Genomic DNA, 16,204 nt, shown 5'->3' with positions numbered 1-16,204 from the left:
TTCCAAATTATTGAATTCCTAAGTCTTAATTTTGGAGTACTCAGTTTGGACTTAGTCAATAATTTGCACGATGAATTTGTTTTTTGATCTGATTGCGATCCGACTATTGCTAATATCATCTTGAAGTTGGAGAAATTACACTCATGTTAAAGGTGTTGATTAACGAGATTCGCGAACAAATCCATTTGGGGCGAATGAAACGCCAAATGCGGCAAACGAAGTTGAAACAAATTCGAGAGCGCCATCTTCGTAAGCATTCCGAGAAAGCTGGAAGCCTCTCGGGCTAACATTCCTATTTCAACCAAGCTCTAGAAAGGTGAAAATTTGTGCTTACTCAGCGTGTTAGAAGATCCTGATGCAACAGTGAAAATCACTCTCAAGGGAGGTTTGTGTCAGCTTCTACGCCGCTAGAATTGTTATCTTTCCAATCCATTGCAGACTGCGATTAGATCACGTGAAGCTAAAGGCAAAAATACTGGCAGGCCACAGTGTCAGCTTGGTCTTTGTAGTGCTGGTTGGGCTGTGGGGCATTGTCAATCTGTGGCGACTGGGGCAAGCTAGTGATGCGATTTTGACTGAGAACTATCGCAGCATTCGTGCCGCCGAAGGCATGTTGGATTCGCTTGAGCGGCAAGATAGTGCCACCTTGTTGCTGCTACTTGAGGATGAGCAAACCGGAGTCCGATTGTTTCAAGACAATGAAATAGAATTTTTGCAGTGGCTAGGGCGCGCTAAGGATAATGTCACTATTAATGGGGAAGCGGAGGTTCTCACTGAGATCGAGACGAACTACCGCGACTACTTATTGCAGGTAGACCAGCTACGGCAAGGGGATATTGACACTGCTGCATTTGAGGTTTACCAAGGTGAAGTAGAGCCTGAATTTCAAGCGGTGCGTCAGGCTGCTGTTGAGCTTCGTGACCTGAACCAGCAGAGGATGGAAGAGGCTTCTGATACGGCTCAGACGGCCTCACAACGGGCGATCGCTTCGATGGTTGGGGCTGGTGGTTCTGCAGCAGTATTAGGGCTGGTGCTGAGCTTCATCTTGTCGAAAGCACTAACCCGCCCGCTTGAGCAAATGGCGCAGGCAACCGAGCAGCTTGCCAAAGGCGACTATGACTTGCAGCTCATTGTGAACTCACGTGATGAATTGGGCCAACTGGCTCAAGGTTTTATGGTCATGAGCCGTAAGCTCAAGTCGTTTCATGAACTTAATGTGGGCCGTATTGTTGCAGCCAAGCATCGCAGCGAAGCCATCATCGATAGCCTCACGGATGGACTAATGCTAGTTGACAGCGAATATCGCATCTTGTCCATCAATCCAATGGCGGCGCGGTTGTTTGATACGACGCCAGGTACGGCGATCGGGCGACACTGTGTTGAGATTATCAACGCCGATTACCAGCATCATCCTTCGCGGCCAGCGCGCTCACCTTTAGTGGGGTACCGCGAGCTTTACGAACACATTCAAGCCACGGCGACGGGGACAGTGACTGAGGAAAACCGTCAGAGTGAGCCAGATAGCGACAACTTACTTACGCTCGCAGCCGACCCACCCCAGTATTACCGCTACACTACCACTCCTGTCAAAACGGAACAGGGGCAACGCTTGGGCGTTGTGGTGCTACTGCAAGACATCACCACTTTGAAAAAACTTGACCAGCTTAAAAGCCAGTTTGTCGCAACAGCCTCCCACGAACTGCGGACGCCACTGACCGGGATGGCGATGAGCATTAACCTGCTGATGGAGTCAGCTCAACAAAAGCTATCGGCAAACGAACAAGAATTGCTCAGCGTTGCCCAAGAAGATATCGACCGGCTGCAAAGACTGGTAAACGACCTGTTGGATCTTGCGAAGATCGAGTCGGGCCGCATCGAGATGGAACCTGTTCCAACTCAGCCGATCAAACTGGCCGAAAAGATGGCCTCGCTAATGAAGGTCCAGGTCCAAGAGGCTGCGATTGATTTGCGACTTTCGGTGCCGTCCGACTTACCCCTAGTGCTGGCGGATCCTGGGAAGATCACTTGGGTTCTAACGAATCTGCTGGCGAACGCTCTCCGATATGCCAAAACGACCATTGCGATCGCGGCTGAACCGAGTGGTGAATTTGTCGAATGGTCGATCGTTGATGATGGTCCCGGCATTGACAAGGTTCATCAGGCCAAAATTTTTGACAAGTTTGTTCAAGTCGAGACGGAACAGGATGCCGGCGGTAGCGGCTTAGGGCTCGCCATCTGCAAAGAGGTTGTCCGCGCCCACAGCGGTACTATCTGGGTCGAGTCAACGCCGGGACAAGGGTGTACGTTTCGCTTCACGCTACCGACTCAGTCGGTTCCAGATTCCGTAGCCACATCAGTTTCATTACCTACTGGAATAGCCCATGCCGAATGAATCCATTCTCGTTATCGATGACCAAAAGAATATCCGCCTGACCGTTGTCCAGGCCCTTAACTCTTTGGGCTACGACGTTCGCTCCGCTGTTGATGGGGATGACGCCTTGCGTCAGCTTGAGCAAAGCGATTCAATCGATTTGCTGTTGCTCGATCTTAAGATGCCGGGGATGAGCGGTTTGGAAGTGCTCAAAAAAGCGGTAGAGCACTATCCCCATATTAAAACCATCATTATTTCAGCCCATGGCAGCGTTGATAATGCCGTGGAGGCAATGAAGTTGGGGGCGCGCGACTTTCTACAAAAGCCGTTTACGCCTCAAGAGCTTCGCCAAGCCGTACAGGAAGTTTTAGAAGATGTCGAAGAAGCTGAAGACTTTGAGGGCCTACTCAAAGCAGCTAAATCTTGCGTGCGCGATCGCCAGTTTGATGAAGCGATGCGACTGGTAAAGCAGGCGATCGGTATTGCCCCCCAACGTCCTGAAGCGATGAATCTGCTGGGAGAATTGCAAGAAATCACCGGCCATACCCAAGAAGCGGTGATGGCTTATCGGGCCGCTTGGTCACTGGACCCCAGCTACAAGCGGGCCAGAGAAAACTTGGATCGTGCTGGCAGCCCATCTCAAGGTGGCCCATCTCTGCTGGATTAAGGAGGAAGCAACGACAGGACGTTTACTTTGTTGGCTTATTCTCAGAGTCGGTGAAAGTGCAGCAAATTGACTGTTTACTCAGGACTGTCGTATTTAGCGGCTGAATTCTTTTGCTACAAAGCAATCAGCTCCTAACAAATTAATGGGTGCGGGCGCAGTAATGCCCATCATAAAAGCGTTCTGCACTCAGTCGATGATTCACTCAAACAGTGATGAATGTTGACACATTTAGGTGGATCTAAACGCACCGCATAGACCAAGTTTAGTCTTGTGGCTACGAGTCTATAACCCGCTTGAAGGCAACAATATACGGCTGAGTAGATTTCAAACTGTCAGCAGTTGGTCACAATACTCATCAAGCGCTATTGAACAGCGCTCACAGCTTTTAACAACACAGCAAGTTTTGGCCGTAATAATCTGCGGTCACTTTGTAATCTGCGCCCAGGAGGGCCGATTTTCCAATGATTCAAGGATTTATACAAATTGCCCTGACGCTACTGATTTTGTTGGCGATCGTGCCCTTTTTCGGTAGCTACATGGCCAAGGTTTATCAAAACCAACCAACGTTTTTAGATAAGGTTTTCTCCCCTGTTGACGGACTAATTTATCGACTGACAGGCGTTCGCGCTGACCGAGGCATGACCGGTTGGCAGTACACCAGAGCGGTGCTGTTTAGTAACTTGGCTATGGCCGTGTTGGTCTTCTTGATTTTGATGTTCCAGGGGGTGCTGCCCTTCAACCCAACAGGGCTATCCGCACCCAACTGGGATTTAGCCCTGCATACGGCCATTTCGTTTGTGACCAATACCAACCAGCAGCACTACTCGGGTGAGACTGCCTATACCTACGGCAGTCAGATGTTAGCGCTAGGCTTTTTGATGTTTACCTCAGCTGCGACGGGACTGGCAGTTGCGATCGCTTTCATCCGTGGTCTAACGGGTCAGCCTCTAGGTAACTTCTATGCCGATATGACGCGGTCGATTACGCGGGTGCTGCTGCCGATCTCCATCGTGGGCGGATTGGCGCTGCTGATACTGGGAGTACCCGAAACTCTAGCGGGGCCAGCAGTGGCAACCACCCTAGAGGGGGCGACCCAAACGATTGCGCGCGGCCCGGTGGCTCATTTTGAAATCATCAAAGAGCTGGGTGAGAACGGCGGTGGTTTTTTTGGCATTAATTCAGCCCATCCGTTTGAGAACCCCAACGCCCTAACTAACCTGATTGAAACAGTCGCTTTCCTGAGCATTCCGGCCTCGCTGATTTACACCTACGGCGTCATGACTCGCAACAAAAAGCAGGGCTGGCTAGTGTTTTGGATGGTGTTTATCATCTACGTGGTGCTGATTGTGATCAGCGGCATCGGCGAGTATGCGGGCAACCCGCTGGTGAACGATGTCCTTGGCAATCAGGCTCCCAACTTAGAGAGCAAGGAGATTCGCTTTGGCTGGGCACAGACGGTGCTGTGGGCAATCAGCACTACGGGCACGATGTGCGGCGCGGTCAACGGCCTGCACGATTCGCTGATGCCCCCGGCTGGCTTTGCGACTCTGTTCAATATGTTTTTGCAGATTGTCTGGGGTGGTCAAGGGACAGGAACAGCTTATTTGTTTGTGTTCCTCATTCTCACAGTCTTTCTCACCGGGCTAATGGTGGGGCGCACGCCTGAGTTTCTCGGTCGCAAAATTGAAAAGCAGGAGATTGTTCTCGCCAGCGTGATTTTGCTGGTGCATCCCTTTGCCATTCTGGTGCCTAGCGCCATTACCCTGGCCTTTGCCGACACGCTTTCAGGCATTAGTAATCCGGGTTTTCACGGCGTTTCTCAAGTGGTGTATGAGTACGCTTCGGCGGCGGCCAACAACGGCTCTGGCTTTGAGGGGCTAGGCGACGGCACCCTTTGGTGGAACCTGACCGCTAGCATTAGCCTCATAGTAGGCCGCTACATTCCTCTGATGGCGCTGCTGCTCTTGGCTGATGGCATGTCTCGCAAGCAGCCTGTTCCTGAAACCAAAGGCACCCTGCGCACCGATACCGGCCTGTTCACGGGCATCACTGCGGGCGTAATTGTGATTCTAGGCGCGCTCACTTTCTTTCCAGTGCTGGCCCTTGGCCCCATTGCCGAAGCCTTTGAAATTGCAGCCTTGAAGTAGCCATTCGTTGGCGCTCGATTCATTCGTCCAATCCTTCTTCCCAAAAACCATGACGAACAATACCTTGCAGAAAAAACAGCCCCAACCCCCCCAGCGATCGCCCCACCACCAACAGCAAAATCCGCAAAAGGTGAAGACCAGCGGCCTCTACCAGCGGGCGTTCAAAGACGCCTTTGTCAAACTCAATCCCCGCACCATGCTGGGCAACCCGGTCATGTTTGTGGTCTGGGTAGGGACAGTTATCACGGCGCTGCTAACCGTGAATCCCGCCTTGTTTGGGCCAACTCCTGGTGAGAACCAACGGCTGTTTAATGGCCTGGTGACCGTGATTCTATTCTTGACTGTGGTATTTGCCAATTTTGCTGAAGCGGTCGCTGAGGGGCGCGGCAAGGCCCAGGCCGATTCGCTGCGCTCCACCCAGTCGGAGACCACGGCGCGACGGCTACGAGGGGATAATTCAGAAGAAGAGATTAGCTCGACGGAGCTGCGCAAGGGCGATCGCATCCGCGTTGTTTCCGGTGATATCATCCCCGCCGATGGCGAAGTGTTGGACGGCGTTGCCTCTGTGGATGAATCGGCAATCACGGGCGAGTCGGCTCCAGTCTTGAAAGAACCGGGTTCTGACGTAGCCAGCTCGGTGACCGGCGGCACCCGGATTATTTCGGACGAGCTGATTCTGAAGGTGACTGCCGACCCTGGCAAGGGCTTTCTTGATCGCATGATTGCCCTGGTGGAGGGGGCCGAGCGCACTAAGACGCCAAATGAAATTGCGCTAACGGTGCTGTTGGCGGTACTGACCCAAGTGTTTCTCGTTGTTGTAGCCACAATTCCGCCCGTGGCAAACTATGTCGGTAGTCCTGTGGGCGTGGTGACGCTGGTGGCCCTGCTAGTGGCCCTAATTCCTACTACTATCGGCGGTCTGCTGAGTGCAATCGGCATCGCGGGCATGGATCGAGTAGCCCAGTTTAACGTGGTGGCAACCTCTGGGCGGGCGGTGGAAGCCTGTGGCGACATCAATACCCTGGTGCTGGATAAAACCGGCACGATCACGCTGGGCAACCGACTGGCCGAGGAGTTTATTCCGGTCGACGGTCACAGCGAGGCGGAGGTGGCCCAGGTCGCCCTGGCGGCCAGTGTGTTCGACACCACCCCTGAGGGGAAATCCATTGTCAAACTGGCGAAAGAAATGGGGGCAAAGGCCGACTTTAACTTGGACAACGCTGAGGGGATTGAGTTCTCAGCGAAGACACGCATGAGTGGCACCGACCTGCCGTCCGGCGGTGAGGCGCGCAAGGGCGCAGTGGACGCGGTGAAAGGATTTGTGCGATCGCGCGGTGGCAACTGCGGTCAAGATCTCGAAGCTGCTTACGAAAAGATCTCGAAGCTAGGGGGCACTCCTCTGGGTGTGGCAATGGGCGGCGACCTATACGGCGTGGTGTATCTTAAGGACATTATCAAGCCAGGGATGCGCGATCGCTTTGACCAGCTTCGGCGCATGGGCGTTCGCAGCGTCATGCTGACGGGCGACAACCGGATTACGGCATCAGTGATTGCAGAAGAGGCGGGCGTCGATGACTTCATCGCCGAGGCCACCCCAGAAGACAAAATCCAGGTAATTCAAGAAGAACAGGCCAAGGGAAAGCTGGTAGCTATGACCGGCGACGGTACTAACGACGCCCCCGCTCTAGCCCAGGCCAATGTGGGCCTGGCGATGAATTCCGGCACCCAAGCCGCTCGCGAAGCGGCCAATATGGTGGACCTGGATTCTGACCCAACCAAGCTGATCGACCTAGTCACTATCGGCAAACAGTTGCTGATTACGCGGGGGGCGCTGACCACCTTCTCGCTGGCAAATGACATTGCCAAATACTTTGCGATTATTCCAGCCATGTTTGCCGCTGCGGGCATCGGCAGCCTGAACATCATGGGATTGGCAAGTGCTCAGTCTGCGATCCTCTCAGCACTGATCTACAACGCGATTATCATTCCAATTCTGATTCCCCTGGCGCTGAAGGGCGTCAAGTTTAGGCCACTCAGCGCCAATCAGCTATTGCGGCGCAACATTCTCATTTATGGCTTGGGGGGTATTGTGGCTCCGTTCGTGGGAATCAAGCTGATTGACTTTGCAGTGGCCGCGATTGGGTTTGCGTAACAGGGCTTAGTGTTGCTTCCGGTTTTACGATCGCAATGTTTACACCCAATGGCACTGAATTAAGGCCGGTGGCATTGCCCACCCTACGACATATGTGATTAGAACAATGTTTTTTGGGAAACGCTTGTATATCGATGCTTTTACTCTGCCTTCTGCCACAACACCAGGAACTACGACAATGAAAAACCTTTTCGACGCTTGTTTGGATATCTCACTAGAAACGCTAGAGCTATTACAGGTGCAATGCCGTCGTCAACCGTTAGCGATCGCCCTATTCACCGCACTGTGCTTGAACTTGCTACTGGCACCAACGGTTTTAGCCGCAACCGGATCAGCGCTAACGCGCGGGTCAGCCTATGCAATTGGATTGCTACTGCTGATAATGGTCGGGCTGTCAGTTTATCTGTTCGCAGTAATTTTTCAGCCAGAGCGATTCTAGCCTCCATGCCTCAACGTTTCGGGTTTTACACCCACTCTGTCCTGACTACTCCACTCCTAGCTTGCTCAACGAGGAAACATCATGTTCAAAGAACTACTCATCGGCATCCGCAGCACGGTTACGCTCTGGCTGCTGGCAGCCATTATCTATCCGGCATTCTTTCTCATAGTCGGTCAGGTAATTTTTCCCAACCAGGCTAACGGCAGCCTGCTCACCACTACTCAAGGTGAAATAGTGGGGTCGGCCTTGATTGGTCAAACCTTCACCTCGGCTGAGTATTTCCGTAGCCGTCCCAGCGCGGTGGCCTATAGCGAGGGCGAAGAGGCTCAACCCACGGGGACCTCTGGGGCTAGCAACCTCGCGCCCAGCAATCCCGACCTGATGACGCGAATCGGAGAGACTGCCACCGAGCTAGAACAAGCGGGCATTACCCCCACGGCTGATCTGCTCTATGCTTCGGGTTCTGGTTTAGATCCCCACATTAGCCCAGCGGCAGCGGCAGCCCAGATTGCAACAGTGGCCGATGCGCGGGGGCTCGATGCTGCGACGTTAGAACAACTGGTGGCGGAACATACCGAAGGTCGCTTTTTGGGACTGTTCGGCGAACCGGGAGTGAATACGACTACCCTCAATCTGGCCGTCGACAACCTGGCAGCGAGCTAGTCGCTAAACTTGTCAAAGAACAACCCAGTATCTGCTTTCTTACAAATTGCCAGCAAACCGCCTGCTAACTGTCATGATTCGCAAAGACGAGATTGCTGCTGAAGCAACGATCCTCCGGCACGAAGCACAACAACCAAACAGGCTTAGTCAGCCTACTCCAGCGTCCTCGATCGCCCCGCGCTCTACTTATGAGGGCACCCAGCAGCGGCGCGGCAGGCACCGCATTTACATTGGCATGGCTCCCGGTGTGGGCAAAACCTACCGCATGTTGCAAGAGGCCAAGGCGCTGCGGACTGAAGGGGTGGATGTGGTGATTGGGCTGTTGGAAACCCACGGTCGCGAGGAGACGGCAGCTCAGATGGAAGGGCTGGAAAAGGTGCCGTTGCGGCAGATGCAGCATCGCGATCGCACTCTCAAAGAAATGGACACCGATGCCATTCTCGCCCGTCAGCCCCAGTTGGTCCTAGTAGATGAGTTGGCCCACACCAACGTCCCGGGCTCGGTTCGCAATAAGCGCTATGAGGATGTCGAAATTCTCTTAGAGGCGGGCATTGATGTCTTCTCGACGCTCAATATTCAACACATCGAGAGCCTAAATGACTTGGTGGTTAAGCTTACGGGCGTGGCCGTGCGGGAACGCGTCCCTGATCGACTGCTGGACGAGGCCGACGAGGTAATTGTCGTTGACGTGACGCCTGAAACCCTGCAAGAGCGGTTGCAGGAAGGCAAAATCTATGCGCCCAACAAGATCGAACAGTCTCTGCACAGCTTTTTTAAGCGACAGAACTTAGTGGCGCTGCGGGAACTAGCCTTTCGTGAAGTGGCTGACAACCTGGAGGAGAGCACCGACGGTAGCTCCGATCGCCGCTTTAGTATTCACGAACGGGTATTAGTCTGTGTCTCGACTCAAGGCGACTCTTCTCAACTGCTGCGACGGGGTGCCCGCATCTCCAGTCAGATAAAGGCCCGCTTATATGCGGTGTTTGTTGAGCACCCTGAACGCTTTTTAACTAAGGACGAGGCCCTTTACATAGAGCTTTGCGAACACTTTTGCAAAGAGTTTGGCGGCGAATTTCTGCGGGTCAAGGGGGCCGATGTAGCGCGGGCGATCGCTGACACTGCCAGCGAAAAGCTGATTACCCAAGTCGTTTTAGGGCACTCTCAAAAAACTCGTTGGGAACTTCTGCTGCGGGGTTCCACCGTACAACAGTTAATGCGTTATTTGAAGGGCATTGATTTACACATCATTGCTACAGATAAAACACCTTGATTTGAGCCGATTAATTGCCGTAAACTTCACTAGGAGCAGGTCACTTTCTTGAGAAAAGCTAGAGTGAGTCTGTAGCTATAAGTTTGATGGGCTATCCTTTAATCTTCCCAAATAGTATCTTTGGACTCACTGAGGACTGAGGCAAAAGGGCGGTATACACTGTGACATGAGGACATAATCCTCAGTGTTTTGCCTGTTGCATAGCACCGTTTAACGGTCTTGGATACAGGAATACTCGTAAAAATCGTATATATCTACAGTTACGTGGGCTATCCCACTTACGCCAGCGATAGGGGTGAGATAGGCCTCCTCGGTCAGCCTTGTCATAGAAACCTCCTTCTCTAGCGGGAGGCCAGTGTTGTTATAGTCAATTATCTTCGCGGGAGATTAGTTTAAAGAGCCGTGACTAACCTACAAAATTCATCTCTGGGAAACGATCCTCTCTGGTTTAAGCAAGCTGTTATTTATGAAGTACCTGTTCGAGCCTTCGCTGATAGCAATGCAGATGGGATTGGTGATTTAGCTGGGCTAACGAGTAAGCTGGACTATTTGCAAGACCTGGGCGTTACGGCATTGTGGCTACTGCCCTTTTTTCCTTCGCCCCTAAAGGATGACGGCTACGACATTTCAGACTACACCACCGTCAATCCAATCTATGGGGATTTGGGTGATTTCAAGACCTTCTTGGATGAGGCTCATCAGCGGGGTATTCGGGTCATTGTCGAGCTGATTGTGAACCATACGTCAGATCAGCACGAGTGGTTTCAGCGATCGCGGCGATCGCCCAAGGACAGTGTTGAACGAGATTTCTATGTCTGGAGCGACACGCCTAAGAAATATGAAGAAGCTCGCATCATCTTCCAGGATTTCGAAACGTCAAACTGGTCTTGGGATCCTGTAGCTCAGGCCTACTATTGGCATCGTTTCTATTCCCACCAGCCCGACATTAACTACGACAATCCCGCCGTTCAAGAAGCCGTCTTCAAGGTACTCGACTTTTGGCTAGACATGGGCGTGGATGGATTACGCATGGACGCTGTCCCCTATCTCTATGAACGCGAGGGCACCAATTGCGAGAATCTACCTGAAACTCATGCGTTTCTCAAAGCATTGCGCAAACGGGTAGACGATCGCTATCCCGACCGCATGCTGCTGGCCGAAGCCAATCAGTGGCCGGAAGATGCCGCCGCTTACTATGGCGACGGCGACGAATGCCACATGAACTTTCACTTTCCGCTAATGCCGCGACTGTTCATGGCCCTGCGGATGGAAGACAATTTCCCCATTGTCGATATCCTGAACCAGACACCTGACATCCCCGATAACTGTCAGTGGGGTATTTTTCTCCGCAATCATGATGAGCTGACCCTAGAGATGGTCACAGACGAAGACCGCGACTATATGTATCGGGTTTATGCCCAGGATCCTGATATGCGGCTCAATCTGGGAATTCGACGACGATTAGCACCGTTATTGGGGAACGATCGCCGCCAAATCGAATTGCTCAACAGCCTACTGCTGTCTCTACCCGGCACGCCCGTACTGTATTATGGCGACGAGATTGGCATGGGTGAGAACGTCTATTTGGGCGATCGCAACGGCGTCCGTACCCCCATGCAGTGGAGTCCTGATCGCAATGCTGGATTCAGTAAGGCGTCTCCTCAAAAGCTATTCCTGCCCCTAGTTATCGACTCTGAATATCACTATGAAGCGATCAATGTGGAGGCCCAGCGAGCTAATCCCAATTCGCTTTGGTACAGCATCAAGCGTCTAATTGCGACCCGTAAGCGCTTCAAAGCTTTTGGCGATGGCACCTTTGAGCTTCTCCATCCAGAAAATCGAAAAGTTCTGGCCTTTATTCGTCGCTATAAAGACGAGCAAATTTTAGTCATTGCTAACTTGTCACGCTTTTTGCAAACGGTGGACCTGAATCTTGCTGATTTTGCTGGTCAAGTTCCGACCGAAATTTTTGGCAGCACTGAATTTCCGCCTATTACTGAAAATCCCTACTTTTTGAGTATTGGACCTTATGCCTGCCATTGGTTCACGCTGCAATATCCTTTAAATCGTCAGCAGGAACTCCGCCGTCGTGAAACGCCCACGATTCGACTGTCACAATTATGGCAGCAGGCACTACGAGAACGAGAGTTGGATACGGCTTTGGAAGGAGCGTTGGTTGAGTATTTGCAGACCTACCGTGGCTTCACAGGCAAAATCCAAACGTTGCGAATTGAGGAAGTTCTTTCTGTGCCTGGGGATACCTCTACAGCACTGATGGTGTGGTTGCAAGTTGATCCAATTGAGGGAGAATCTCGGACCTATCTAACCATTCTGGATGAGGCCCACGGCGATGAGGCCATGCACATACTGACCGAAGTTCCTCAGATGGCGATCGCTCGCCTGCATTCACCTGGAGCCGAAAATGGCAACAACAAGAACGGTGTCAAGGTTATCTTTGATGCGATGGCCCCAGATGGCGGTCGCAGCGAACCCTCTCTGCGGACGATCTTCACGTCTCTCTTGGGGGCGATCGCCCATCGGCGTGACTCTCAGGGAACGGCAGGAAAGTTGCTCACAACGACGACTAGCCAGTTTTCGGCATTAACCGACGAGGAAATCACCTCAATGATGCCCATTCCGCTGAGGGAAACCCAGCGAAACACCTGCATTGTCTACGACGAAAAGCTGATGCTCAAGCTCTTCCGGCGTCAAGAAGAGGGCATCAATCCTGATCTTGAAATTCGTCGCTTCTTAACCGAAAAGCAATATTCTCAGCACGTCGATTTACTGGCAGGGGCACTGGAATATCATCGTCCAGATCGGGGAACGATCGCGGTAGGTCTGCTACAAACTTTTGTCACGGACGTTCGTATCTTTTGGGAATACACCCTGGATAGTTTGCGAGACTTCTTTGAACATGCTTTAGCGCGACAGGAAACCTTAGAAGACATTCCCGTCCCTACGGAAACCTTGCTAGAGCTTCAAACTATGGAAACCTCTCCATTGGCAAGCCAGCTGTTCGGCACCTATTTAGCCAACGTTGAACTGTTGGGCCAAAGCACGGCGGATCTCCATCTGACGCTAGCGTCTGACACTGAAGATCCAAACTTCAATCCAGAGCCTTTTACGTCGCTTTATCAGCGTTCCGTTTATCAATCCGCCCGCAACTTAACGGGGCAAACCTTCCGACAACTCCATTCTCAGACAGACTCCTTACCCGAGGCGTTACAATCGACAGCCCGAGCAGTAGTTGACCAACAAGCTGAGATTATGCGTCAGTTCCAGACCATTCTGGACATCAAGGTCACCGCGCAGCGAATTCGCTGTCACGGCGACTATCACTTAGGACAGGTCTTGCACACAGGCAAGAATTTCATCATTATTGACTTTGAGGGAGATCCTGCCTTGACCTTGAACGAGCGCCGGTTGAAGCGATCGCCCCTCCGAGATGTTGCTGAAATGCTGCAATCTTTAGGATTTGCTGCCGAAACCGCCTTCCAACGAGAGGCTGATAGCGGAATGTTGGCGCCAGAGCAAGTTTCCAACCTACAGCAGTGGAAGGAATTTTGGCGACGTTGGGTCAGTGCGACTTTCCTGAAAGGCTATTTGGACAAAGCCATCAGCGGCACTTTCCTACCCAGCAATGAACCGGAACTTAATACGCTGCTTAAGGTGTATCTGCTAGAGCGAAAGGTTTACAGCCTCTCTCGCCAACTTGAGATGCGTAAACAAAATGGTCCCGCCGAGCAGAAGGGCATAGATGTTGCCCTCCATGAAATTCTGCAAACGATGCAGTTTCCTGAGTTCACTCACTAGTGGTCTGTCAGGTTTGAAATTGTGATTGGGTTATCCCTACAAGTGTTGCGACAGACATACATTACTCTGATCTCTCGGTTCAGCAAATAGCGTGCATTCGCCCCCTTAAATCCCCCATCCTTGGGGGACTTCCAGGGATTGGTTCCCCCAGAATAGGGGCTAGGGGGCCACAGCAGTCAGCATCAACTCAACTGCAAGATCTGGATTTATTCACAATTTCAATCTTGATGCTGCACTAGTGGGTTAATAGTGCTACAGATGTCGGACCTTCATCCATTCGTAATCCTTCACGGGAGATAATGATGGCCGCATAGAATAGGAAGATCAATCTCATAACAGAGGGAGATACGTAGCCAAGTCATTAGACTTTGATAACCGACTTTTACATTTCTCAACCTAATATGGACATCGTACAGTTACCAGGAACAGCGAACGTTCTGGGGGCCAGTTGGGATGGCAAAGGAACAAACTTTGCACTGTTTTCAGAGAATGCAACCAAGGTCGAACTCTGTTTGTTTGACGCAGCAGGTCACGAAACTGCCATTGAGCTGCAAGAGTATTACAACTTCACTTGGCATGGTTACTTTCCAGACGTTAAACCAGGTCAGTACTATGGTTACCGAGTTCACGGTCCCTATGATCCCCATAACGGACATCGCTTTAATCCCAGCAAACTGTTAATTGATCCATACGCCTATGCGATCGCCGGCAATGTTGAGCACGGACAGGCACTGTTTGGATACGACTGGGATCAGGAAGCAGCCGACTTGTCTTACTACGATGCCGACAGCGCTGCCCTAATGCCTAAGTGTGTCGTTGTCGATACGCAGTTTGACTGGGAAGGAGATCATCGTCTCGAAATTCCCTGGAACAAAACAATCATCTATGAGATGCACGTCAAAGGCTATACCCAGCAGCATCCAGGTATTCCTAAAAAGCTGAGGGGAACCTATGCGGGACTAGCGCATCCAGAAGCGATCGCCCATCTCCAATCATTGGGTATCACCGCAGTCGAGCTGATGCCTATTCACCATTTCTACAAGCATCCCGGCTATTTGGTTGAGAAAGGGCTTTCCAACTACTGGGGCTATGACTCTATCAGCTACTTTGCGCCGTATTCCGGCTACAGCGCCAGTGGTATCGATGGCGAACAGGTCAGAGAGTTCAAAGAAATGGTCAAAGCTCTCCACAAAGCAGGCATTGAGGTCATTCTCGACGTCGTATACAACCACACAGGCGAGGGCAATCACCTGGGTCCAACTCTGACCTTTAGGGGCGTCGATAACGCTTCTTATTACCGCTTAGTTGGAGACGATCGCCGTTATTACATGGACTACACGGGGTGTGGCAACTCCCTCAACGTCAGCAATCCCCAAGTACTGAAGTTGATTATGGACAGCCTACGCTACTGGGTGCTGGAAATGCATGTCGATGGCTTCCGGTTTGACTTAGCCTCAGCTCTGGCTCGCGAACTGTATGAGCAGGGCACCCTAGCGTCCTTCTTCGACATCATTCACCAAGATCCTGTGCTGTCTAAAGTGAAACTAATTGCAGAGCCGTGGGATGTTGGTCCAGGGGGTTATCAAGTCGGTAAGTTTCCATTGCTGTGGTCAGAGTGGAATGGTCGCTATCGAGATACTGCGCGGGACTTCTGGCGCGGGGAAGACAGTACCCTGGCAGAGTTTGCCTATCGCTTTACAGGAAGTTCGGACCTCTATGAATACAGTGGTCGCCGTCCTCATGCCAGCATCAACTTCATCACCGCTCACGATGGTTTTACACTACTAGATTTGGTGAGCTACAACCATAAGCACAATGAGGCCAATGGTGAAGACAATCGCGATGGCGAAGACCATAATCGGTCCTGGAACTGCGGGGCAGAAGGAAAGACGAAAAAACGCGATGTTTTACAGCTTCGAGAACAACAGCGACGTAATTTAATGACAACGCTGATGTTCTCCCAGGGAGTGCCCATGCTGGTAGCTGGGGATGAAATGGGTCGAACCCAACGAGGCAATAACAACGCCTACTGTCACGACGATAAGATCTCTTGGCTGAACTGGAAACTCAGCAAATCTGATCAGGCTTTTTTGGATTACACCCGTCAGCTCATTCATTTTGTGCTTGAGCATCCAGTCTTTCGTCGTCGTCAGTGGTTTCAAGGACGAGCTATTTATGGCTCTGAAGTCAGCGATATCGGCTGGTTCAACGTGGATGGCAGCCTGATGATGGCAGAACAGTGGAATGCAGGATTCATCAAAAGCCTTGCGGTCTTTCTTAATGGACAGGAAATTGCTACCCCCAATCATCGAGGGGAGCGTATCACGGACGATAGCTTCCTGATATTCTTTAATGCTCACTATGAGATGCTGGAGTTTACGCTTCCAGAGCCGCTTAAGGAATATACTTGGCACTTGACGTTAGATACTAAGGCTGGTGGGTTCGCCGACTCGTCGGAATGTTTTGAGCAAGGGCAACAGATTCCAGTCTCTGGGAGGTCTATTGTAGTGCTGCAATGTCAACGAGAAGATATTCAGCTGAATAAGTAGCTTGAACTAGAACTTATAGCGGCATGCACTTGCATCAAACACACCCCATTCCCTGCTCCCTTGAGACACTGAGATGGACTTGACCAAGCTGCACAGGGCTATATCAAGACTCCATATAACAAAACAGTGG

9 protein-coding genes are annotated in these 16,204 nt (G+C 51.6%); all 9 read left to right on the top strand.

The annotated features are described in order from the left end of the window. The first annotated feature begins 454 nt into the window (after window positions 1–454). The 9 genes from PN498_RS03745 (at window position 455) to glgX (ending at window position 16,074) form a co-directional block, all read left to right on the top strand. A complete protein-coding gene (locus PN498_RS03745; protein ID WP_272061341.1) occupies window positions 455–2,392 on the top strand; it encodes a sensor histidine kinase in 1,938 nt (645 codons plus the stop codon). Further along, window positions 2,382–3,038, top strand: coding sequence for a response regulator (locus tag PN498_RS03740; protein WP_272061340.1), 657 nt, complete (start codon window positions 2,382–2,384; stop codon window positions 3,036–3,038). The genes PN498_RS03745 and PN498_RS03740 overlap by 11 nt, the downstream gene beginning before the upstream one ends. A 461-nt stretch (window positions 3,039–3,499) precedes the next feature. Beyond that, window positions 3,500–5,185: a potassium-transporting ATPase subunit KdpA gene (kdpA, locus tag PN498_RS03735; RefSeq protein ID WP_272061339.1), complete on the top strand. Its 1,686-nt coding sequence runs from the start codon at window positions 3,500–3,502 to the stop codon at window positions 5,183–5,185. 49 nt (window positions 5,186–5,234) lie between these two features. Then, on the top strand, window positions 5,235–7,337 hold the full coding sequence (gene kdpB, locus PN498_RS03730; RefSeq protein ID WP_272061338.1) for a potassium-transporting ATPase subunit KdpB: 2,103 nt from the start codon (window positions 5,235–5,237) through the stop codon (window positions 7,335–7,337). Between the two features lie 178 nt (window positions 7,338–7,515). After that, window positions 7,516–7,776 carry a K(+)-transporting ATPase subunit F gene (gene kdpF, locus PN498_RS03725; RefSeq protein ID WP_272061337.1) on the top strand — a complete coding sequence of 87 codons (261 nt, stop codon included), beginning with the start codon at window positions 7,516–7,518 and terminating at the stop codon, window positions 7,774–7,776. A gap of 81 nt (window positions 7,777–7,857) precedes the next feature. Further along, window positions 7,858–8,439 carry a K(+)-transporting ATPase subunit C gene (gene kdpC / locus PN498_RS03720; RefSeq protein WP_272061336.1) on the top strand — a complete coding sequence of 194 codons (582 nt, stop codon included), beginning with the start codon at window positions 7,858–7,860 and terminating at the stop codon, window positions 8,437–8,439. A 73-nt stretch (window positions 8,440–8,512) separates the two neighbouring features. Continuing rightward, window positions 8,513–9,709, top strand: coding sequence for a sensor histidine kinase KdpD (locus PN498_RS03715; RefSeq protein WP_272061335.1), 1,197 nt, complete (start codon window positions 8,513–8,515; stop codon window positions 9,707–9,709). Window positions 9,710–10,111: 402 nt separating this feature from the next. After that, window positions 10,112–13,525: a maltose alpha-D-glucosyltransferase gene (gene treS / locus PN498_RS03710; RefSeq protein ID WP_272061334.1), complete on the top strand. Its 3,414-nt coding sequence runs from the start codon at window positions 10,112–10,114 to the stop codon at window positions 13,523–13,525. Window positions 13,526–13,926: 401 nt separating this feature from the next. Next, the gene (gene glgX, locus PN498_RS03705; protein WP_272061333.1) at window positions 13,927–16,074 is read left to right on the top strand and encodes a glycogen debranching protein GlgX; all 2,148 of its coding nucleotides are present in this window, start codon (window positions 13,927–13,929) and stop codon (window positions 16,072–16,074) included. Window positions 16,075–16,204: the final 130 nt, after the last annotated feature.

It is taken from the genome of Oscillatoria sp. CS-180, from assembly GCF_028330965.1.
Taxonomy (GTDB): Bacteria; Cyanobacteriota; Cyanobacteriia; order Phormidesmidales; family Phormidesmidaceae; genus Halomicronema.
This window is presented reverse-complemented; position numbering and strand designations above follow the sequence as displayed.

Bases quoted from the DNA above. Each gene is read 5' to 3' on its own strand.
- PN498_RS03740 (WP_272061340.1), top strand. From the start codon at position 2,382: ATGCCGAATGAATCCATTCTCGTTATCGATGACCAAAAGAATATCCGC.
- kdpA (WP_272061339.1), top strand. From the start codon at position 3,500: ATGATTCAAGGATTTATACAAATTGCCCTGACGCTACTGATTTTGTTG.
- kdpB (WP_272061338.1), top strand. From the start codon at position 5,235: ATGACGAACAATACCTTGCAGAAAAAACAGCCCCAACCCCCCCAGCGA.
- kdpF (WP_272061337.1), top strand. From the start codon at position 7,516: ATGAAAAACCTTTTCGACGCTTGTTTGGATATCTCACTAGAAACGCTA.
- kdpC (WP_272061336.1), top strand. From the start codon at position 7,858: ATGTTCAAAGAACTACTCATCGGCATCCGCAGCACGGTTACGCTCTGG.
- PN498_RS03715 (WP_272061335.1), top strand. From the start codon at position 8,513: ATGATTCGCAAAGACGAGATTGCTGCTGAAGCAACGATCCTCCGGCAC.
- glgX (WP_272061333.1), top strand. From the start codon at position 13,927: ATGGACATCGTACAGTTACCAGGAACAGCGAACGTTCTGGGGGCCAGT.